Raw genomic sequence first — 20,023 nt, 5'->3', positions numbered from 1 at the left:
AAAACGCGTGCTGTATCTGCTGCTGTTTCTTTTTTGCCCATTTGAGAACCAGTTGGTCCTAAGTAAGTAGTACTTGCACCTTGGTCTGCTGCCGCAACTTCAAATGCGCAACGCGTACGAGTTGAGTCTTTTTCAAAAATTAATGCAATGTTTTTACCTTTTAAAGTTTGTTGTTCAATTCCAGCGTATTTAGCTCGTTTTAAATCTTCAGATAGGTTCAATAAGAACTCCATCTCTCTGTTTGAAAAATCTAATAGTGTTAGGAAATGTCTGTTTCTTAAGTTTTGCATTATTACTACAACTCCTCTTTTAGTGATAATTTTCACCTTAATTATAAGCGTTTTCATTTTAAAAACCAATGTAAAACACAACGATTTTCAAAATTTCACAATTTCTTAACTGTTTCTAAATAAATATACTTTTGTAATATTTAGTTGTAAGTGTCACATTAGTTCTATACCCACATACGAAAATATAAGCAAGGTGCTATGATTTTGTTTTATTATACACTATAACGAATAAAAATACATAATTATTTATAAAAACCTTTTTAGCTTTTCGGAGAAAAGCAGCCTGTTAAGGAGAAAAAAGAAAATGTTGAATTGTTATAAAGTGTAAATAGAATCTTATAATGATTGAAGAAATAGTATATTATAGATAGTAATAAACATCAGAGAAGAGGTGTACAAGATGTTAGAAATACTGGGAGTATTGTGTTTTATTATTTTCATCATTTACATAGTTATGTTTATCGTTTTATGGGCAAAGCGAAAGCCTAAAAAAACAGCAGGATTGATTGCGCTTGGTGCTTTTGTTTTAAGTATGATCATGATTGGTTTATCAGAACCAGAAACTGAACAGAAACCATCAGAACATCATACAGCTGAAGTCACAAAAGACAATAAGCCAAATCAACAACAAGATAATGATGCTGCTAAGCAGGAAAAGAAAGAAAAACCTAAAGCAGCTGCACCTAAGAAAGAAGAAACTTCAGAATCTGATAAAGAAAAAGAAACTCCAGACTCGCAACAAGAATCAAAAGCACAACCTAGTGCAAATGGATTAGTAAAAGAAGAAGCAACTTATTCACGTTCAGTCGATGGTGATACGGTAAGACTGATGTATCAAGGGAAAGAATCAGTATTCAGATTGTTATTGATTGATACACCGGAAACAAAACATCCTAAAAAAGGTGTGGAACCTTACGGCAAAGAAGCATCAGCTTATACCAAAAACATGCTGGAAAATGCTTCAAAGATTGAAGTTGAATTTGATAAAGGCGGAAAGACCGATAAATACGGAAGATATTTAGCCTATGTTTATGCGGATGGTGTAATGGTCAATGATGCATTAGTGAGACAAGGTTTAGCTAAAGTGGCCTATATTTATCCGCCAAGTATTACTTATCTGGATCAGTTAAAAGAAAGCCAGCGACTAGCGCAGCAAGAACATTTGAATATTTGGAGTAATGGGGTTCTTGATAGCGAAGCTGCACAAAATAGTGTGCCGTCAGACTCCCAAGCTGCAGCAACTCCTTCGCAGGCTGAGTCGACTGAATCTCAAAGCGGAACTGCCTCAAAACATTATGCAAACTGCACTGCATTAAGGGTGGATTACCCGAACGGTGTTCCTAAAGGTCATCCTGCATATCAAGATAAGATGGATAGAGATAAAGATGGTATGGCATGTGAAGTCAATTAGCGGGTAAATGAAAATCGTAAGTCAACAAAATTCACGTGATAAAAATGATTGTAAAAAGTAAATGGCTATGCTATAATTCTTGATTGTGAGTAATGAAAATTATTCCTTGCTTACTCCAATTGAGGGTAAGCCGTATAGTCCACGAGGAGGTGCAAATAAAAAATGAGAACATATGAAATTATGTACGTTGTTCGTCCGAACATTGAAGACGAAGCGAGAAAAGCATTAGTTGAACGTTTCAACGGTATTTTAAATCAAGACGGTGCTGAAATCATTGAAGAAAAAGATTGGGGCAAACGTCGCCTTGCTTACGAAATCGAAGATTTCAAAGAAGGTTTCTACAACCTTGTACGTATCAACACTGAAAACAGTGAAGCTACAGATGAATTCCAACGTTTAGCAAAAATCAATGACGATATCATTCGTTACATTGTTATCCGCGAAGACGAAGATAAGTAAAAACAGAATGGGGGCGTTTAAATGCTTAACAGAGTTGTATTAGTAGGCCGTTTAACAAAGGATCCTGAATACAGAACGACACCCTCAGGCGTAAGTGTAGCGACTTTTACTTTAGCGGTTAATCGTACGTTTACGAATGCGCAAGGGGAACGCGAAGCAGACTTTATTAACTGTGTTGTTTTTAGAAAACAAGCAGAAAACGTAAGCAATTACTTGTTTAAAGGCAGTCTTGCAGGCGTTGATGGTCGCTTACAATCACGCAGTTATGAAAACCAAGAAGGACGCCGTATCTTTGTTACTGAAGTTGTATGTGACAGTGTTCAATTCCTTGAACCTAAATCACAAAACCAACGTCATGGCCAACAATCTGGCGGTAACAACCAATTCCAGAATTACGGTCAAAACTATGGTGGTCAACAACAAGGACAAAATACGTCATCTTATCAAAACAATAATTCATCAAATGCTGGACAATCAGATAATCCATTTGCAAATGCAAACGGACCTATTGATATCAGTGATGATGATTTACCATTCTAATACGTCAAATGAACGTAGAATCTGAAAATATCGATTAAAGGAGGCAGTTAACCATGGCAGGTGGACCAAGAAGAGGCGGACGTCGTCGTAAAAAAGTTTGTTACTTCACAGCAAACGGAATTACACACATCGACTATAAAGATACTGACTTATTAAAACGTTTTATCTCAGAACGCGGTAAAATTTTACCACGTCGTGTAACTGGCACTTCAGCTAAATATCAACGTATGTTGACTACAGCTATCAAACGTGCTCGTCATATGGCATTATTACCATATGTAAAAGACGAAAACTAAGATCAGTTTTAATGATAAACCCCGTAGGCATAGGCTTACGGGGCTTTTTTGCGTCTGAAATACTGAAAAAGGGCAAATTCAAAAGATACAAAAAAATACGTCCGAATCATCGGACGTATATGCAGCCAATTTTAATGTTTTTAATTAAATTATTTTTTAGGAGCGAAAGTGTCTACTAAATTCACGATTAACTTGATAATACCACCAATAATATCTGCGATCATCATGATAAGTAACCTCCTTTGTTTTATCTTAGTTCTATTCTAAATTAGATTTGCATTTAATTGGACTAAATTTCTTAAGTCGTCATTTTGTGTCCTTATCTGTAAATAATGAAAGAGAAAATAACAGTTACGTTCCCTAACTGTCAAAATAACTGTGCGCATTAAGATTGTATGCGGTGTTTAAGAGATGTGGACGCGGGTAAACTTTCACTAAATTGCACTCTGATAGATTGAATCAAAGAAAATGTCATTGGACAAAGGAGTTAATAACTATGAGTGAAAAAAGCCAAAATTATTTTGATGAGTTAGACCAAAGCGGTACTGATGAAAAGCATTTTGATTTGCATAAAGCAGAAGAATTATTAGGAACATATAAGAAAAATAAAGACACGTGGAACAAAGAAGAGCGTATTAAAGAATTAGAAAAAATTGAAGATGAAATCAAAACACAGAAAATGTTAGTGAAAGATAGAGTGAAACCTGGAAACCAAGCGGAAAAAGAACGATTATCCGACCTTTCAGAAAAAGTAACAGATCAAGTATTCGGTATCTTTGAACATACTAATAGTTTTGACGAAGCTAAAAATTTCTTAGAATCTTACTACCAGCGAGGTAAAGTCGATATTGCATATGGTCGTGCTTTTATCTTAGTATGTGAGGATTCATTGTTGGCACAAGCTAAAGAAGAATATGAAAACAATGAAGAGAACGAAAAGTTAGTCGACTTTATTTCAGAAAAGAACGTGGAATTAAGTAAAGAAATTATGTCAGATGATTATGTACATTTACTAGAAGTAGAACGTGAATTTTTTAAAGACCTAATGGAAATTAATAAAATTGATTTAATTTAAGTGGTTGATCGAGCATGAAAGCATGCTCGGTCTTTTTTATTTTTAATAATGTTTGATAAGATAAATGAATGAATAGACGTATTTGATTTATGATAAAAGCGTTTACATTATAATAGTGATAAAGTATAATGTTTTTAACGAGTTGTGCAAATTACACATATTAATTATAGATATAGAGAAATTTTTAAACGGTGCTTTTGTAATGTGGGAGGTGAAACATATGAAATCATTACTAGATATTTTATCATTAAATGAAATTAACATTTGGATTTTTAAATTTGGCAGAAGAGGAAAAAGATGGTACTTCTAATTTAATATTAAAAATATTAAAGCTAGGATACTTATCCTAGCTTTAACTACTAAAATGGAGTAGAACATGAAAAAATTTGAAAATGTTATATTATCCTGTGCACTAATTGTATTGGCTGGTTTTGTCTTAAATATGGGATTGTTCGTTATTACATTAATCAATAAACAATTGCCTCCTTGGGTCTATATTACACTTTTTGTTTCTGTTTTTATATTGGCTTTTGTAATTATTCCAGTGTTCATAATACATACATTTTCTAATTTGCAGATAAACAATATATTCATAGATTTATTTAATTGGAAAAGAACTGTAATAATATTAATAACTATGATAATTATCTCGTTGTGTTTTGTCGGGTATGAAGCTACATTTGAATATTTAGTAGTAGCATTTGGTGAAGAATTTTTATTTAGGCATATCATTTTATTAATATTACTTAGCGTATTCCGTAGATGGTGGTGTTATATTATTGGATCGTTAATGTTTGCGTTAATATTGCATCTGAATGGAGATTTTATTATTAACTTACTAACTAAATTCCCAGTGAGTCTTTTGCTTTATTATGTCTCTGGAAAATATAAATTACAAGATGCTATAGGATTACATTGGCTTTATAACGTTTTAGTATACAAATTTTCTTGATTTAAAAGGAGGGTTCCATATTTGAATTTAAAAATTAAACATATTACGGTTGCGCTTATCTTGAACTTTATCTGTTCGATTTTAATGGCAATCATAAATATTAATTTAGGGTTAATCGTCATGATAATTGGAATGATTGTTGTGCCGCTATTGATAAATACTTTTTCATTTATAGTGGGGCAAGGGAATCGCTCAATTTTAAATGTTTTTATAATGAGTATTTTCAATTTAATTTATTATATTATTACATCTAATTCTGTCATGCATAATACAAAGTTTAAGGAAGTGTTAGCAAAGTATTCATATGAAAAAGGTGACTTTTTTATTCATTTGAATGCTAATTTAACGGCGCTTTCTCAACTTATATTCATTTTCTTGTTTTACTTTGTAATTAGCTTCTTAATTATGAAGTTATTTAGAAAGTCGGTGCATGCATAGTGTTAGAAGTGAAAGATTTATTTAAGAAATTTAAAAATGATGATCGCATGATTCTTGAAAATATTAATTTGACAATTAATAGTGGAGAGATAGTGGGGTTACTGGGCAAAAATGGTGCGGGTAAAACAACGTTAATGAAAATCATAGCAAAGACGAAAAGACCGACGTCTGGCCAAATTATGATTGATGGTAAGGATATTTTTCAGCACGATGGTTTATTACAAGATGTTGGTATTATGATTGATACAGTGTATTTTGATCATTTGTCAGCTGAACAAAATTTAAAGTATTTTTTACAGGTCAATCAACAAACACAATACTTAAAAAATATTGACCAAATTTTAGAATTGGTTGGATTACGCCATACTAAAAATAAAAAAGCGAAAGATTTTTCATTCGGAATGAAACAAAGACTTTCTTTGGCGATGTGTTTATTGATTGAACCAAAGTTGGCAATTATGGATGAGCCCTTTGTTGGATTAGATCCGAATGGCGTTAAAACATTAATTGAAGCACTCAAAAAATGGGTTAAAAATCGAAAAATTTCCTTATTAATATCTAGTCATCAACTAAATGAACTGGAAGAAGTTTGCGACCGATTTGTTATTTTAAAAAATGGTCACCTTCGTGCTATCAATCTAAATAAAATGAATGGTCTTAAAATCATTGTGGATAGAAACATAACTGAAGAAGATGCTGAAAAACTTAAATATGATTATTCAATTGTTGAACGTATTGAAGGTGATAGTATTTTCATTAAAGAAACGGTTGATAATTATAATGATTTATTGACAACTGTACTGACAAAGTACACATTGGTAAAAATAGACAAGCCGCAACAAGATTTATATGATGCATTTGATTACTATGAAAATAAGGGGGGAGCATAAATGTTATCAAAAAGTATCTTTTTAAATTTATCTTCCCGCACATCAGCAAAGATATTTTATGCGATTGCATTATATCCGTTTCTGTATTTAATTACCTTATTCTTGCCCACTAACTTTATGCAAGTGGGTGGAGAAGCAAAAGGATTATCTGGTTTAGATTTTTATAATGGGATTTTAATGGCGCAATCCCAATTTGCAATTCCATTAATCATGATGACTTATTTTGTCGGAATGTCATTTTATGATGAAATAAATAGTGGCAAATTAATTTTTTATAAAGATATCAGAAGAACGAAGCTATTGAATGCCAAACTTATATCATTGGCTTCTATGTATATGATTTATTTCATTGGTTTATTCATTTCATCTGAGTTGCTTTATTTCACATTCATAAAAAACTTTGATTATGCTTCAGGGGTGTTTTTACCAGCAACTCAAACGGATTTGTATGCAGATGTTTTAAGTATTGTAAGTACTATTGGTGTTTCATTTATCGCGGTGATATTTGCGATATTATTATCGATGAGGTTGTCAACAGGGTTTACTATATTAGGGGTTATCTTATTGTTCATGGTAATTTCGATTTCTCCTTTAATCAAAGGAGGACGCTATCTCTTCCCAAACAGCTATACAGATGCGAGTAGTATACAAGCATTTTTCATCCAACTCGGGATTATTTTAATCATGACGCTTGTTTACTGTACTATTTTATATATAGCTAGTTTGCGTGTGTTCAAAAAAACGGAATATTGATGAGACAGCGAGGATAAGAGATGCAACATTATAATTGAGATATGCAGGTTATTTACTCACACCTTTTAGAAGCTTTGAAAAGTCAAAAGAGGTGTGAGTTTTTCATGCAAACAATAATACAGCTATTCAATTGTGAGCAAGTCATGCAACAGAAATGTTAAAATTAGATAACAAATAAAGATTAAGCAACTAAAATTATATAAAATCATGTTATCATTACGTTAAATCTATTTGCCTGTAATAGAGTAGAGCTGAATTTTGATTGAATAAAGCATAATGGCAAATAACATTTGAGGATAATAGGAGTGAACACACCATGAAGCTTTATTTAATACGGCATGGAGAATCAACAGCAAACTACGATAACAAACATGGCAAACGTTATTTTTGCGGACAATTGGATGTTACGCTGACTAAAAAAGGTGTTAAATCTGCACAAGCTTTAAAAAAGTATTTTGAAAATATCACGATCGACCACATTTATATTTCTGATTTAATACGTACGGTTCAAACGTATGAAAATGGTTTTGACCACTCAATTCCTCATACTTTTTCTCCTTTATTGAGAGAACGTGCATTAGGCGAGTTTGAAGGCTATTCGCAAGAAATGCTTCAAAAGAATCCGAATTATCGACGTTATTTTGAAGATCCAAGATTCAGTGATTTCAGAAACAGCTTTACACAACATGCGCCAGGCGGAGAAAATTATACAGACGTTCTTGCAAGAATTGATGAATTCTTCAAAGAAGTAATCGATAATAAAGACGAAGTCGTTGTAATTGTTGCACATCTCATCTGGATTCGCTGTTGTTTATATTATTTAGGTGTCATTAATGAAGATGAATTGTTCAGCAAGAAAGTTAAAAATTGTGATCCTGTTTTAGTGGATACAGATAATATATAAAAAAGCCGCATCTATAATTAGATGCAGCTTAAAGGTATAAGTCGCTTTATGCGGCTTATTTTAATTTGTTGATGGATTGTGTTAGTAATTCTTCGAATAAATCAATGAATTTCAAGTAGACATCTTTCTCTACATACTCATCGACACGGTGAGCTTGGCTTGTTTGTCCAGGGCCAAACATAATGAACGGGAAGTCTTCTCCTTTGTCGACTACTAAGTCAGCTGCGTCAGTCACGCCTGGAGAAGCTTCTTTAGGAATATCATTGCCTAAATATTTTTTGCCTAGTTCTTGTGCTAAGTCGATGACACTGTTTTCACCGTTTGTGAAGACTGAAGGGCGAGACATATACGTATCCACATGCAAGTCGCTGTCTTTATAAGCCATTTTTACGTCTTTTGCGACTTGTTCGAACAAGTCTTGATAGCCTGCATTATCAGCTTCCGGAATAGTACGAATGTTAAATTCTGTCACAGCGTAATCAGGAATAGAGTTGACTTGTGAACCACTGTTGAAGATAGTCGCATTGACGATAGGGTCGCCAAGTTGTTCGTTCGTAGATTTAATTGCGGCTTGTGCTTCATTAATACGGTGAACATAGTCGACTAATGGGTTCAATGCATTATAGCCTAAATGCGGCATTGAACTATGCACAGATGAACCTTTTGAAGTGACACGAATGTCCATTGAACCTTTGTGTGCATAAATAATCTTATCTTGAGAAGGTTCTGCGATAATTAAGGCATCTACATCTTCCATATAACCTTCTTTTTGGAAAGCTTTCGCACCGTCGCCTTCAATTTCTTCACCTACAGTTGCGAGTAGACGGATCGTACCTTCTTTAGGCAAGCCTTGGTCGTGCAGTTCGATTAAGCTGATGACTAATGCGGCTAAGCCTGATTTCATATCTGCCGCACCACGGCCGTGTAAATGGCCCTCATCATCTTCAGTAAGTTTAAACGGCGGTGTTTGCCAGTCTTCTGGATTACCTGGAGATACAACATCCATATGGCCTGAAACGCCGATTACTGGGCTGCCGTTGCCGATTTCCGCTACAAGGTTTGCGCGTGTATCAGTTAATTTAATAATTTTTGAGTCGATATCATGTTTTTTCAATAAATCATGCAGGTACTCTGCAACAACTAATTCATGATCATTTACGGATTCAATACCTACGATATCCGCTAAAATTTGGACACGTTCTTCTGATGTCAATTTGCCCATTCTAACAACCCCTTTATATTTTATTCTGTACATATTAATCGTAAAATACTAATTTTCAGTATTCAAACAATTCGCACTTTTGTGTATTAAAGTAAAAAAGAATAAAAAAGCGAAATTCAGGGAATAATAGTACCGTATATAGCAATCAATTGTAATGGAGGTAATGATTGAATGGATAATAGAATTGACTATGGAACAGTGGCTAAAGAGAAAATCGACATTTTGTTAGAAATGGAAAAGCAGCTGAAAAAAGCGGATATTGATCGCAAGTTGCGCGAAATGATTAAAGTACGTGCTTCTCAAATTAACGGCTGTGCTTACTGTTTAGGTATCCATACAAGCGATGCCCGCAAAGTAGGAGTCAGCGAGGAAGAGTTGTTCTTGCTTAGCGCATGGGAAGATACAAACCTTTATTCAGAAAAAACAAAACTTGCTTTGGAATTAACTGAAGCAATTACACAGATTGCGCAAGGCGGCGTACCAGATGAATTATATGAACGTGTACGTAAGGAATATTCAGAAGAAGCATATACAGATTTAGTCTTCACAATCAATCAAATCAATTTCTGGAATAGATTATCCATTTCTATGGGTAACCAGCATATTGTATAATTCAGCATAAAGAAATGGAGTGCGACATCATTAATGATGCTGCACTCCATTTGTATATTATTTATCAATCGCTTTTGTTTCTAAATGATGTTTTTTCAAGTAAGCTTTAATTTTCTTTTGTTGCTTCAAGTTGACGTCGCCCGCATAGTTCGTCGGTACATCTACGACATTAACTGTTTTTTGCGGACTGTAGCTCAACTCTTCTAATTGCTGATCTGCACGTGCCGCTTTATAGTTTACAGCTTTAAAGTACTTATTGACGCGTTCAATGTCTTCTTTTTGATCTGCAGGGACTTTGTTGTCTTTTAAGAAGGCTGCGAAGTTCATTTGATTTTTGGTAGTAAGATTTGCTAAATCACGCAAATCTGTATCTAAATCATCAGAGACTTTTTGACGACCGTCATACTGCTGATCTAATTTGTGCTGTAAGACATACTTGTTATCGATAATATCATTATTCGCATTTAAATAACGTTTCAGGCTTTCTTCTAGCTCTTGTTCAGTTAAATCTTTACCTTTATCAGAGGATTTGAAGATTTCTATTTTATTAATCGGCGTTGCATTTTTTGGTGCGTACTTAACGTGATGCTCTTGTTTTTCATCTTTTTGACCGCAAGCAGTCAATGCAACTGCAAGTACGAGTGTGAAAGCGATGATGAGTAGCTGCTTTAATTTATTCACGATTCTTCTCCTTTAATTATCTGCATGATTATCTTTATTATAGCGAATCTGTTGACTTGCGTTAAGTATCTCGTTGCCAAGGTGATTTTAAGCGCGAAGTAAACGGCACATTCAGACGGTATTTAATAATGAAATGCTGCGCGACTTGCAGCATTAAAGACCCGAAGATGATTGCACCGACTGTATCTGAGAAGTAATGGGCGTGTACATAAATACGAGAAATCATCATCAGCGCAACCATGACATAAGCAATGTAATGCCATATGCGTTTGCGGCAGAATGTTAAGAAGACTGCTGCAGCGACAAATATCGTAAGTGTGTGCAAACTTGGAAAACTGAACCCGGAAATATATTCTACGGGTCTTTCTCTGTGAATAAAGTATTTTAATGCAATACCCAGCAGCAGTGTAGCAGCAGCCCAAACAGTTGTCGTCAGCATCAATTTCTTATTTTTGAAAAGGAGAAGGATAAGAATGACCGCCATAAAACCTACTAAATACCAAGGCTGAAATATGTCAGAGTAGGCAAATAAGAAACGATCCATAAAAGGTATGTGATGCAAGAGTCTGACGAAGCTGTATATGGGTTCGTCTATTAAGAGTATGAAGTCCGTCTTAACGAGCAGCATTAAAGCAATTAAGATGGTAAGTGTTAAACCGATATGTCTAGTGTATAGGACCCTCATAGTTAAAACCTAGCTTTCTTTTTTTATTAATTATGATTATAGCTGACCGCCCAAGTATTGCCATCCTACTTTGGAATGAACGTTTGACCAGACAATAGATGGAACACGATAAACTGCAGGTATATAAACAGAATTCGGCCATGATTGATGATAGTTCTGGAATTTAAAATTCAAAAACAAGCTGAGGAAATTTAAAGATTGCTGAAAAAAGAGGCATTTTAAAGCACGCCGTTGAAGTTTGGTGAGACAGCCGGCTTTCATTGCGTATTTCCTTTGACAGTTCTTGATTTGATGGTGGAACGGAAGGCTTGGCAGATACAAAAGAGGAGGGTGTCTAAGCGGTTAGAGTGATTCGCCAAGCTGATGATTAAGCTATATAATAGTGTACTTCATTAATTGTATCATGAATATGTATAAAAAAAGACAAGCAAAGGTAATATTGTCGCAGAAATTTACCTTCACCTGTCTATTTGTATCCGTACTAATCAAAATGATAGGGAGAGATTAGTTTCGGATAATATAATCAAATGCGCTGAGTGCTGCGCTGGCACCTGCACCCATTGCGATGATGATTTGTTTGTAATGTTCATCAGTAACATCGCCTGCCGCGAACACACCCGGCATGCTTGTTGCGTGGTTGCGGTCGATTAAGATTTCACCTTGTTTATTCGTTTCGACTGCACCTTGCAACCATTCTGTGTTTGGTAATAAACCAATTTGAACGAATACACCTTCAACATCGATTTGATGTGTTTCGCCAGTTTTATTGTCTTCATATTTGAGCCCTGTTACATGGCTGTCGCCAAGAATCTCTGAAGACTGTGCATTTTTCAAAATCTCAACGTTCGGCAATTCGCGTAAACGTTCTTGCAAGATTTCGTCTGCACGTAAAAAGTCTTTATATTCAACAAGTGTTACATGATTGACGATACCTGCTAAGTCAATCGCTGCTTCCGCACCAGAGTTGCCGCCGCCGACAACTGCTACATCTTTGCCTTTGAATAAAGGTCCGTCACAGTGAGGGCAGTACGCAACACCTTTGTTGCGCAATTCGTCTTCACCTGGAATGTTAAGGTTGCGGAAACGTGCACCTGTAGAAATAACTACTGTTTTACTAGTTAATTTTGCATCGTTGTCTAATGTTACAACGATACCGTCATCTGTTTTTTCGATATTAGAAGCACGCATGCCGTCCATGACATCAATGTCATACGCTTCGACATGTTGTTCTAAGGCAGCTGAAAATTCCGGACCTGTTGTTTCTTTAACAGTGATAAAGTTTTCGATACCTGCAGTTTCATTGACTTGACCACCGATACGGTCAGCTACAATACCTGTACGCAAACCTTTACGCGCAGCATAAATTGCTGCTGAACCGCTTGCTGGGCCGCCGCCGATAACTAAAACATCGAAAGGCTCTTTATCATTGAATTCAGCTGGATCTGCTTTGCTTCCTAACATGCCTAAGATGTCAGAAATGCTTAAGCGGCCATTGCCGAATTCTTCGCCGTTTAAGAATACAGCAGGTACTGCCATAATATCTTCAGATTCTTCTCTGAATATAGCACCATCAATCATTGTATGAGTGATATTCGGATTTAAAATACTCATTAAGTTTAACGCTTGTACCACATCTGGACATTTATGACAGCTCAAGCTGATAAATGTCTCGAAATGAAGTGGACGATCAAGCGCTTTGATTTGATCGATAACGCCTTGCTCTTCTTTCGGAGGGCGTCCGCTGACTTGTAATAAAGCCAGTACGAGTGAGTTGAATTCATGACCTAATGGCACACCGGCGAATACAACGCCTGTGTGCGCATCAGGACGGTCCACACTAAAACTTGGTGTACGTTGAAGTGTGTCCTCTTTAACAGTGATATGCGATGACATATCAGCAATTTCATCTAGTAGTTCTTTCAACTCTTTAGATTTGTCGCTGTCATCATAACTCGCTGTTAAAACCACGTCGCCTTCCATTAACTCAAGAAGTTGGGATAATTGTGATTTTAACTCTTTATTCAGCATTTATGTGAATGCCTCCTTAAATTTTACCTACTAAGTCAAGACCAGGTTGTAAAGTTTCGCCGCCTTCTTCCCATTTAGCAGGGCAAACTTCGCCTGGATGTTTACGAACGTATTGAGCAGCTTTGATTTTGTGTACTAAAGTGCTTGCGTCACGGCCGATACCGTCAGCGTTAATTTCTGCAGCTTGTACTACGCCATCTGGGTCAACGATGAAAGTACCGCGTTGAGCTAAGCCTTTTTCTTCGTCTAATACGTCAAAGTTGCGAGTGATTGTTTGTGATGGGTCACCAATCATAGTGTATTGTAATTTGCTGATAGCATCTGAATGATCATGCCAAGCTTTGTGTACGAAATGAGTATCAGTAGAAACTGAGTAAACATTTACGCCTAATTTTTGTAATTCATCATATTGGTTTTGAACGTCTTCTAATTCAGTTGGACAAACGAATGAGAAGTCAGCTGGATAGAATACGATTACGTTCCATGAACCTTGTAAAGTTTCTTCTGAAACTTCGATGAATTCGTCTTTTTTAGGATCATAAGCATCTGCTGTGAATGGTAAAATTTCTTTGTTAATTAATGACATAAAATACATCCTCCTAGAAATTATAAAGTTTGTTTGATCAGAATACATAACCAGGATATCTAAATTATCCTAATTATTTATTTATAATAATTCTAATCTCCTTGATTACTATTATCACATTATCGTCAGAAATAGTCAATACAAGTGGTTTCTAACGTACAATGACTGTTAAAATGCCTTGAAAACAAGCATATTGGACATTCTAACGGCTTTTAAAACTCATGTAAAGCCAACAAGTTTACAGGAAATTAATAATTATTGCTCAATATCAATTAGAATCAAATTTTCTCAATGAAACCCATACATTATTAATTATTGTGAGAACCTACAATACACATATACCCCTTTTCAACTTTCCAAACGAGTAAATGGAAGTTGTCATGGATTATTCAAATGTGACTTCGATTGAACCAGGGTAGCTGTATTCAGCTTTATAAGTGCCGGCTTTTGCAGGTACAGGCGGTACAAATGTACCAGATGACACAATTTGACCTTTGTAAAGCTGTTTGCCTTGTGTATTCAATTTATTGATTAACCATTTTAAGGCTTCAATAGGGTTGCCTAATACATCTGAAGAAATACCTGTCGCAATTTCTTCATTATCTTTTGATAATTTTAATGTGATATTTTCGAAATCATTGTATGAAACAGGCGCTTTCGCTTCGCCTAATGCGACTAAGCCTGAAGCTGTGTTATCAGAGATCAAATCACCTAAAGTAAAGTTAGGGAACCAATCTTTATAACGTGCGTCTGGGATTTCGATGCCCGGTGCAACTTTAACACTGTTTAAAATTGTTTCGTCAGAAGCATCTGGGCTGATATCTTCAGTTAATACAAATACCAATTCAGGTTCGATTAAAGGGGCAAACAATTTAGAAAGCTGTACAGTGTCTCCGGATTTTACAACTTTATTCGATAAAATCGTACCGTAAGCAGGTTCGTTGGTATTCGCATAAGCTTGTGTATCTTCGCTAGTCATACTTACTTTATAACCTGCGACTTCACTGTTGTCGGCTTGTTTGAGTGCTTCGATTAATTCATCTTGGATTTGATAAGCCACGGGTTCGCTGACTTCATATTCTTCTGATATGAAGTTGACGGGTTCATGATTTTTTTGTGCTTTGAATAATGTGTTAACAATCTCTTTTTTATGTTGTGTCATAGTTATCTCTCCCTTTAGTCAGAATATTTATAGTATTAGGATAACTTTATTCAGATTAAGTTTCAAAGCATTAACTTTTTAAGCCTCATGAAAAAAGGGTAAAATAGGAGTGTTAAAATCATTTGGAAAGATAGGGGCGTAAAATCTATGTCAGATGTAATTGAACAATTAATGAAAAAACACCATTCAGTCAGACGATTTAAACAAGAACCTTTAAGCGAAGCTACTGTGAAGCAGCTTGTACAAGCGGGACAAAGCGCTTCAACATCCAGTTACTTGCAAACATATTCGATTATCGGTGTGACTGATCCGGAAATTAAAAAGGCATTGCGAGAAATATCAGGTCAAGCCTATGTCGAAGAGAACGGCTACTTGTTTGTCTTTGTGATGGATTATCATCGTCATGATTTAATCAATGAACAAGTTCAAGGCGATATGCAAAGTTCATTCGAGTCTGCAGAAGGCTTATTAGTAGGTACAATTGATGTTGCCTTGCTCGCACAAAATATGGCAGTTGCGGCTGAAAGTTTAGACTTAGGTATTGTGTATTTAGGTTCACTGCGCAATAATGTTGCACGTGTGAAAGAATTATTGAACTTGCCTAAATATACTTTCCCATTATTCGGTATGGCAGTCGGTGTACCTGCAGATAATGAACAAGGTTCTCCTAAACCGCGTTTGCCATTTGAAGCAGTGTTCCATGAAAATCAATACAATCAAGATAAAGCATCAAAAGTAGATGCATTAAAAGAATATGACCAAGTCGTGAGCGATTATTACTCAAAACGTACAGACGGCAAACGTACAGAAACTTGGTCTCAGCAAGTTGCGAATTTCTTAGAGATGAAACAACGTACAGATATGTTAGACGAGCTGCATGATTCTGGTTTTGTTCAAAAATAAGAACAACCGTAAATAGAGAACATGTACCAATATCTAAGTGCGTGAATCAATAAAAGCAGGCAGGACGATTAACTTTGTCCTGCCTGCTTTATTGATGCTATAGCACTGCTTTTTTACTTTTAAGATTAATAATCTGTACTTAAATCACCATAATCATTTGATTTGAAGCGTTCTTTATCAAGGTTGCCTGTGAGTTTAGCACTGCCGACACCTGCAAGCATTGAATCATTAACGTTTAATGCAGTACGGCCCATATCGATAAGCGGTTCTACTGAAATTAAGACACCTGCGAGTGCTACCGGCAAGTTCAATGTAGAAAGTACTAAGATGGCTGCGAATGTCGCACCGCCGCCGACACCAGCAACACCGAATGAACAAATCACGACAACTGCAATTACTGTAATGATGAATTGGAAGTTGATTTCCACATTTGCTACAGGTGCAACCATTACAGCAAGCATTGCAGGATAGATACCTGCACATCCGTTTTGGCCGATAGATAGACCGAAGGAAGCGGATAAGTTGGCAATACCTTCAGGTACACCCAGACGTGATTTTTGTGTTTGCACGTTCAACGGCAATGCCCCTGCACTTGAACGTGCTGTGAATGCGAAGATCAGCACCTCAGCAACTTTTCGTACGTAACGCCAAGGATTCAGACCTAAACCGCCGACAATAATGAGGTGGATGATAAACATAGTAATCAGTGCCGCATATGAAGCGAGGACAAATTTGCCTAATGTCCATAAAGCACCGAAGTCGCTGGTTGCGATGGTGTTCGCCATAATAGCTAAAATACCATAAGGTGTTAAACGCAACACGAAAGTTACGACAGACATAACTACTGCGTAGACAGCTTCGATTCCGCGTTTCACAATATGACCATTATCTGGCTGTTTGCGTGCTACACGTAAATATGCGAAACCAATAAATGTCGCAAAGATAACGACCGCTATTGTAGATGTAGTACGTTGACCTGTGAAATCTAAGAACGGATTAGACGGTAAGAGTTCTAAAATTTGCTGCGGCAAAGTACTTGCTGTCATATCTTTAGCTTTTTGTGCAATTTCAGTACCTCTTGAATGTTCAGCGTTGCCCAAGTCGATAGATGAAGCATCTAAACCGAAGACTAAAGCTGAAATAATACCGATTGTTGCCGCAACCGCGACAGTACCGATAAGGAATACGAAAATATAAAAACCGATTTTCGCGAATTTTTCACCAAGCTGAATTTTAGTGAATGCTGCGACAATCGAAATAAAGATCAGCGGCATTACAATCATTTGAAGCAAGGAAATGTAGCCGTTTCCTACAATGCCTAGCCAATCTGTTGTAGTTGTTGTAATTTTTGAATCAGCACCATAGACCAGGTGCATAATAGCGCCAAGTACAATACCGATGCCGAGTGCAGTAAATACACGTTTTGAGAAAGCAACATGTTTCTTGGCCATCATGAAAAGTCCAGCAAGCAGCAAGACGAATATGACGATGTTAAGAACTGTGAAACCCAATTGAATCAAACTCCCTTTCCTTTAATTTATCTGTATCCGGAATGAATAAGATTGTACAAAGATTCAAATGGCTGTTATAAATACGAGGTTCTGGATAATAGATAGAATATTAGCAGACACGTATCAACCATAAATGCATGGAACAATGTAAAATTTGTAAAGTCCCCCTAAATACATAGTAAATATATCTCATATATAAGGTAGGGTCAATGGCGGTTTTTCGCAGAGCCTGTTATAGCAGGGGAATATAATAAAAAAACTCCAACCCGTACGGTCGGGTTGGAGCGTTCCATCTCTCGAAATTACATTCCGAATAGACGTGCGAAGAAACCTTTTTTCTCTTCTTTTTTATGCGGCGGTACTGAAGGTTCATGTTGATTATGCATAGCATCAATCGGTGTTTCCGGTTCAGATGTAGTTGTGCTAGGTGTGCTTTGCATTTCTGAATCAGATACTTTGTTTTCAGTCGCAGCTGATTGGTTGTCTGAATCAGCAGAAGTACTGTCTGATTTAGTTTCAGCAGTTGTGCTTTTCGTTGATGTTTTATTGTCATCAGATGAAGCTGAAACGGCTGCACCTTTATAATCAGAAATCGGTGTTTCTGATGTTTGGCCAGCAGTTTTCTCTTCTGATTTAGCTTCAGCAGTTGATGATACAGATGGCTTTTCTTCTTTCTTAGTTTCAACTGTTGTTGAAGCAGCAGTTTGATCTGTTTTTGGCTGTTCAGTTTCTGCTTTTGCAGGCGCTTCTTGTTTTGGTTGTGCTAATACTTTATCTGTATGCGATTTTACAGCTGCTGTATTATCTTCAACAGCTTTCGCTTGATCTTTTTGTGCAGTTTCAATGGCTTTTAATGTTTTTTCATGTTGATCAAGTTTATTTGTCATTTGCTGCTGCAGTGTTTGCAAATCTTTTTGCTGCTGGTGTACTTGAGAAATCATTTGGCCGAGCATTTGGCGTTCTTCTCGCATTTTAGTGATGTCGTTATGTAAGTCGCTTAATAATTTTGCGAAATTCTGATTACTTGGTAATTGTTCTTTATTTTCGTCTTTAACAACGATTTGCAAGAAGTCATTCTCTTTTTCTAATTCTTCGAAAGCAAGTTCATAACTGTTTGTCTTTTTAACCTTGTCCGCAATTTCTCTGAATAGCTCGATGTCTTCTTCTTGGAAGTCAGTTGCTTCACGACCACGGTATTCGGTTTTATTTAAGTGGTAGCCGCGTTCTTCTAAGTGTTGAACAATTTTACGTACTTGTTTCTCACTTAATTCGACGCGTTGGGCGAATTCTTTTGTTAGCATCTGATCTATATCCTTTCACTTTATGATTTTTAAGTCGGACGTTTGTCTTACGTCACACAAACGTCAGTCTAACCTCTATGTTAGTTTAACCCGATTACCGTATGATTTCAAGCGTTCTTAGGATTTTCTGAGATCCATTTGTTCTAAGAGAGGATATACAGTTTTGCGTGAAAGATGGTTTGCGAAGACATATTTTAAAATGTAGCAAGATTTGACACTTGTCGCATAAATGTCTTTAGTCAATGGAATACGTGTGTGCAAGAATAAGTTTAAAGCAATCGGCGGCTGGCCTTTTTCTAGTGCAGGACGTACATAGTCGATTTCCCTTTGTTGTTCGAAACCGTGCTCGTTTAAGAAACGATGACGCGAAACAAGCAAGTTTGCATCTTTTTCCTCTGAAGAATCTGGTACAGGTAAGGCTTCCATCATGAAGAAGTTCACATCGCGGTCATGTACACGGTTGGCAAGATTGTCCAATGCATCTTGTACTTTTTCTAATGTTTCAGCTAGATAACGCGCTCTATCAGGTGCATCGACAGCAACAAGGTAGATAATGAATGCCGCATTAGTAGTGGCTTCATAGTGTGCTGTGGCTAAACTGACAGGCTCCCCCTGATCTAATCCTACTAAAAAGACATAATCATTTTGAGTGCGCTTATTTTCAAGAGATTGCTTGAATATATGATGTTTTTGATTTACATTGCCGAATTGGTAGTTGTCATAAATTTTTAAAGCAGCTTCGTATAACGGGTCAGATGTTTGTTTTACTAATTTAAATTCCATAAGTCGTCCCCTCCCATATTTCTTTTGATTATAGCATACCGCTGTACTTCGCTTGTAGAATAAAAAAACGGCAGCAACTGCTGCCGATTAAAGAATCAGATACACATATTAAATTTCATACTCTTTGTCGTGTTTATCTTTATGTTCTTCATATTCGTCTTTGAATTCTTTACGACTGTACTTATGTTTGCCCGCAAGTACAACGATTTTACCATCAAGCAGTTCGCGTTTTAAAATTTGGCGTTCAGTTTCTGATAAATCATAATGCTGCAAGACAGCTTCCTCGCCATCTTCCCCTGTGAGGAGGCGGGCCACTCTGTCACTGAAAGTTCCGCTTGTAGATTGCACTTTCATATCTGTGCTATCTACGCTGTCGATGTGTAGTTTGTTTCTGCTGATTACTGAAATCTCGTCTTTTGTAAATCCTTCATCAAGTTTGTGTTTTAAAGTATCGAAAAGTTCATCTTTTGATGAAAGTACAACAATTTCTGGCATTTTAAAGCTCCCCCTCCGAAAATTCTGATTAATATAAAATAGAATA

The 20,023-nt window shown here is 36.2% G+C and carries 22 protein-coding genes and 1 pseudogene; 12 read left to right on the top strand and 11 right to left on the bottom strand.

Annotation, left to right across the window (positions count from 1 at the left end):
* Positions 1 to 290, bottom strand: a pseudogene (locus tag DVJ99_RS10025) (ornithine carbamoyltransferase); the annotation flags it as partial.
* 400 nt (positions 291 to 690) lie between these two features.
* Here DVJ99_RS10025 and DVJ99_RS10020 point away from each other — a divergent pair.
* The 10 genes from DVJ99_RS10020 to DVJ99_RS09975 all read left to right on the top strand — a co-directional run bounded on the left by DVJ99_RS10020 (position 691) and on the right by DVJ99_RS09975 (position 8,008).
* Positions 691 to 1,701 carry a thermonuclease family protein gene (locus DVJ99_RS10020; RefSeq protein WP_114604096.1) on the top strand — a complete coding sequence of 337 codons (1,011 nt, stop codon included), beginning with the start codon at positions 691 to 693 and terminating at the stop codon, positions 1,699 to 1,701.
* A gap of 162 nt (positions 1,702 to 1,863) precedes the next feature.
* Positions 1,864 to 2,160, top strand: coding sequence for a 30S ribosomal protein S6 (gene rpsF, locus DVJ99_RS10015; protein ID WP_105994450.1), 297 nt, complete (start codon positions 1,864 to 1,866; stop codon positions 2,158 to 2,160).
* A 21-nt stretch (positions 2,161 to 2,181) separates the two neighbouring features.
* Positions 2,182 to 2,700, top strand: a complete 519-nt coding sequence (ssb, locus tag DVJ99_RS10010; protein ID WP_105994451.1) for a single-stranded DNA-binding protein — start codon at positions 2,182 to 2,184, stop codon at positions 2,698 to 2,700.
* Between the two features lie 53 nt (positions 2,701 to 2,753).
* Positions 2,754 to 2,996, top strand: a complete 243-nt coding sequence (gene rpsR / locus DVJ99_RS10005; RefSeq protein WP_002480324.1) for a 30S ribosomal protein S18 — start codon at positions 2,754 to 2,756, stop codon at positions 2,994 to 2,996.
* A gap of 496 nt (positions 2,997 to 3,492) precedes the next feature.
* Positions 3,493 to 4,071, top strand: a complete 579-nt coding sequence (locus DVJ99_RS10000; protein WP_114604095.1) for a hypothetical protein — start codon at positions 3,493 to 3,495, stop codon at positions 4,069 to 4,071.
* Positions 4,072 to 4,447: 376 nt separating this feature from the next.
* Positions 4,448 to 5,023, top strand: a complete 576-nt coding sequence (locus DVJ99_RS09995) for a CPBP family intramembrane glutamic endopeptidase (RefSeq protein ID WP_114604094.1) — start codon at positions 4,448 to 4,450, stop codon at positions 5,021 to 5,023.
* A gap of 21 nt (positions 5,024 to 5,044) precedes the next feature.
* A complete protein-coding gene (locus tag DVJ99_RS09990; RefSeq protein WP_114604093.1) occupies positions 5,045 to 5,461 on the top strand; it encodes an Msa family membrane protein in 417 nt (138 codons plus the stop codon).
* Positions 5,461 to 6,351: an ABC transporter ATP-binding protein gene (locus DVJ99_RS09985; protein WP_114604092.1), complete on the top strand. Its 891-nt coding sequence runs from the start codon at positions 5,461 to 5,463 to the stop codon at positions 6,349 to 6,351. The genes DVJ99_RS09990 and DVJ99_RS09985 overlap by 1 nt, the downstream gene beginning before the upstream one ends.
* Positions 6,352 to 7,104, top strand: coding sequence for an amino acid transporter (locus tag DVJ99_RS09980; protein ID WP_114604091.1), 753 nt, complete (start codon positions 6,352 to 6,354; stop codon positions 7,102 to 7,104).
* A gap of 316 nt (positions 7,105 to 7,420) precedes the next feature.
* Complete coding sequence (locus DVJ99_RS09975; protein WP_105994453.1) at positions 7,421 to 8,008, top strand: histidine phosphatase family protein; 588 nt, start codon at positions 7,421 to 7,423, stop codon at positions 8,006 to 8,008.
* A gap of 55 nt (positions 8,009 to 8,063) precedes the next feature.
* Here DVJ99_RS09975 and DVJ99_RS09970 read toward each other — a convergent pair whose 3' ends face one another.
* Entirely contained in the window at positions 8,064 to 9,230 is a 1,167-nt protein-coding gene (locus DVJ99_RS09970; protein ID WP_114604090.1) for an ArgE/DapE family deacylase, read from the bottom strand.
* A gap of 171 nt (positions 9,231 to 9,401) precedes the next feature.
* Here DVJ99_RS09970 and DVJ99_RS09965 point away from each other — a divergent pair, with 171 nt between their 5' ends.
* Positions 9,402 to 9,842: a carboxymuconolactone decarboxylase family protein gene (locus DVJ99_RS09965; protein ID WP_105994455.1), complete on the top strand. Its 441-nt coding sequence runs from the start codon at positions 9,402 to 9,404 to the stop codon at positions 9,840 to 9,842.
* Between the two features lie 57 nt (positions 9,843 to 9,899).
* Here the strand turns inward: DVJ99_RS09965 and DVJ99_RS09960 are convergent, their stop codons facing one another.
* The 5 genes from DVJ99_RS09960 to DVJ99_RS09940 all read right to left on the bottom strand — a co-directional run bounded on the left by DVJ99_RS09960 (position 9,900) and on the right by DVJ99_RS09940 (position 14,984).
* On the bottom strand, positions 9,900 to 10,523 hold the full coding sequence (locus tag DVJ99_RS09960; RefSeq protein WP_114604089.1) for an NDxxF motif lipoprotein: 624 nt from the start codon (positions 10,521 to 10,523) through the stop codon (positions 9,900 to 9,902).
* Between the two features lie 61 nt (positions 10,524 to 10,584).
* Positions 10,585 to 11,208 (bottom strand): phosphatase PAP2 family protein, encoded by a 624-nt coding sequence (locus DVJ99_RS09955; RefSeq protein WP_114604088.1) that lies wholly within the window; start codon positions 11,206 to 11,208, stop codon positions 10,585 to 10,587.
* 504 nt (positions 11,209 to 11,712) lie between these two features.
* A complete protein-coding gene (ahpF, locus tag DVJ99_RS09950; RefSeq protein WP_114604087.1) occupies positions 11,713 to 13,236 on the bottom strand; it encodes an alkyl hydroperoxide reductase subunit F in 1,524 nt (507 codons plus the stop codon).
* A 16-nt stretch (positions 13,237 to 13,252) separates the two neighbouring features.
* Positions 13,253 to 13,822: an alkyl hydroperoxide reductase subunit C gene (ahpC, locus tag DVJ99_RS09945; RefSeq protein WP_105994459.1), complete on the bottom strand. Its 570-nt coding sequence runs from the start codon at positions 13,820 to 13,822 to the stop codon at positions 13,253 to 13,255.
* A 385-nt stretch (positions 13,823 to 14,207) separates the two neighbouring features.
* A complete protein-coding gene (locus DVJ99_RS09940; protein WP_105994460.1) occupies positions 14,208 to 14,984 on the bottom strand; it encodes a 2-keto-4-pentenoate hydratase in 777 nt (258 codons plus the stop codon).
* A gap of 147 nt (positions 14,985 to 15,131) precedes the next feature.
* On the opposite strand from DVJ99_RS09940, the gene nfsA reads away from it, so the two are divergent.
* A complete protein-coding gene (gene nfsA / locus DVJ99_RS09935; protein ID WP_114604086.1) occupies positions 15,132 to 15,887 on the top strand; it encodes an oxygen-insensitive NADPH nitroreductase in 756 nt (251 codons plus the stop codon).
* Between the two features lie 125 nt (positions 15,888 to 16,012).
* On the opposite strand, the gene DVJ99_RS09930 is transcribed toward nfsA, so the two are convergent.
* From DVJ99_RS09930 to DVJ99_RS09915, 4 genes are all read right to left on the bottom strand, one after another.
* Positions 16,013 to 17,341, bottom strand: coding sequence for an L-cystine transporter (locus DVJ99_RS09930; RefSeq protein WP_240430833.1), 1,329 nt, complete (start codon positions 17,339 to 17,341; stop codon positions 16,013 to 16,015).
* A gap of 359 nt (positions 17,342 to 17,700) precedes the next feature.
* Positions 17,701 to 18,699, bottom strand: coding sequence for a hypothetical protein (locus DVJ99_RS09925; protein ID WP_114604085.1), 999 nt, complete (start codon positions 18,697 to 18,699; stop codon positions 17,701 to 17,703).
* A 117-nt stretch (positions 18,700 to 18,816) separates the two neighbouring features.
* A complete protein-coding gene (locus DVJ99_RS09920) occupies positions 18,817 to 19,482 on the bottom strand; it encodes a hypothetical protein (RefSeq protein WP_114604084.1) in 666 nt (221 codons plus the stop codon).
* 108 nt (positions 19,483 to 19,590) lie between these two features.
* Entirely contained in the window at positions 19,591 to 19,977 is a 387-nt protein-coding gene (locus DVJ99_RS09915; protein WP_114604083.1) for a general stress protein, read from the bottom strand.
* Positions 19,978 to 20,023 lie beyond the last annotated feature (46 nt).

It is taken from the genome of Staphylococcus sp. EZ-P03, assembly GCF_003344575.1.
GTDB classification, from domain to species: Bacteria; Bacillota; Bacilli; order Staphylococcales; family Staphylococcaceae; genus Staphylococcus; species Staphylococcus simulans_B.
The sequence above is the reverse complement of the archived record's forward strand: the minus strand, read 5'-3'. Positions and strand labels throughout refer to the sequence as shown.

Coding starts and splice junctions, on each gene's coding strand:
- DVJ99_RS10020 (WP_114604096.1), top strand. CDS start 691: ATGTTAGAAATACTGGGAGTATTGTGTTTTATTATTTTCATCATTTAC.
- rpsF (WP_105994450.1), top strand. CDS start 1,864: ATGAGAACATATGAAATTATGTACGTTGTTCGTCCGAACATTGAAGAC.
- ssb (WP_105994451.1), top strand. CDS start 2,182: ATGCTTAACAGAGTTGTATTAGTAGGCCGTTTAACAAAGGATCCTGAA.
- rpsR (WP_002480324.1), top strand. CDS start 2,754: ATGGCAGGTGGACCAAGAAGAGGCGGACGTCGTCGTAAAAAAGTTTGT.
- DVJ99_RS10000 (WP_114604095.1), top strand. CDS start 3,493: ATGAGTGAAAAAAGCCAAAATTATTTTGATGAGTTAGACCAAAGCGGT.
- DVJ99_RS09995 (WP_114604094.1), top strand. CDS start 4,448: ATGAAAAAATTTGAAAATGTTATATTATCCTGTGCACTAATTGTATTG.
- DVJ99_RS09980 (WP_114604091.1), top strand. CDS start 6,352: ATGTTATCAAAAAGTATCTTTTTAAATTTATCTTCCCGCACATCAGCA.
- DVJ99_RS09975 (WP_105994453.1), top strand. CDS start 7,421: ATGAAGCTTTATTTAATACGGCATGGAGAATCAACAGCAAACTACGAT.
- DVJ99_RS09970 (WP_114604090.1), bottom strand. CDS start 9,230: ATGGGCAAATTGACATCAGAAGAACGTGTCCAAATTTTAGCGGATATC.
- DVJ99_RS09965 (WP_105994455.1), top strand. CDS start 9,402: ATGGATAATAGAATTGACTATGGAACAGTGGCTAAAGAGAAAATCGAC.
- DVJ99_RS09955 (WP_114604088.1), bottom strand. CDS start 11,208: ATGAGGGTCCTATACACTAGACATATCGGTTTAACACTTACCATCTTA.
- ahpF (WP_114604087.1), bottom strand. CDS start 13,236: ATGCTGAATAAAGAGTTAAAATCACAATTATCCCAACTTCTTGAGTTA.
- ahpC (WP_105994459.1), bottom strand. CDS start 13,822: ATGTCATTAATTAACAAAGAAATTTTACCATTCACAGCAGATGCTTAT.
- DVJ99_RS09940 (WP_105994460.1), bottom strand. CDS start 14,984: ATGACACAACATAAAAAAGAGATTGTTAACACATTATTCAAAGCACAA.
- nfsA (WP_114604086.1), top strand. CDS start 15,132: ATGTCAGATGTAATTGAACAATTAATGAAAAAACACCATTCAGTCAGA.
- DVJ99_RS09930 (WP_240430833.1), bottom strand. CDS start 17,341: ATGATGGCCAAGAAACATGTTGCTTTCTCAAAACGTGTATTTACTGCA.
- DVJ99_RS09925 (WP_114604085.1), bottom strand. CDS start 18,699: ATGCTAACAAAAGAATTCGCCCAACGCGTCGAATTAAGTGAGAAACAA.
- DVJ99_RS09920 (WP_114604084.1), bottom strand. CDS start 19,482: ATGGAATTTAAATTAGTAAAACAAACATCTGACCCGTTATACGAAGCT.
- DVJ99_RS09915 (WP_114604083.1), bottom strand. CDS start 19,977: ATGCCAGAAATTGTTGTACTTTCATCAAAAGATGAACTTTTCGATACT.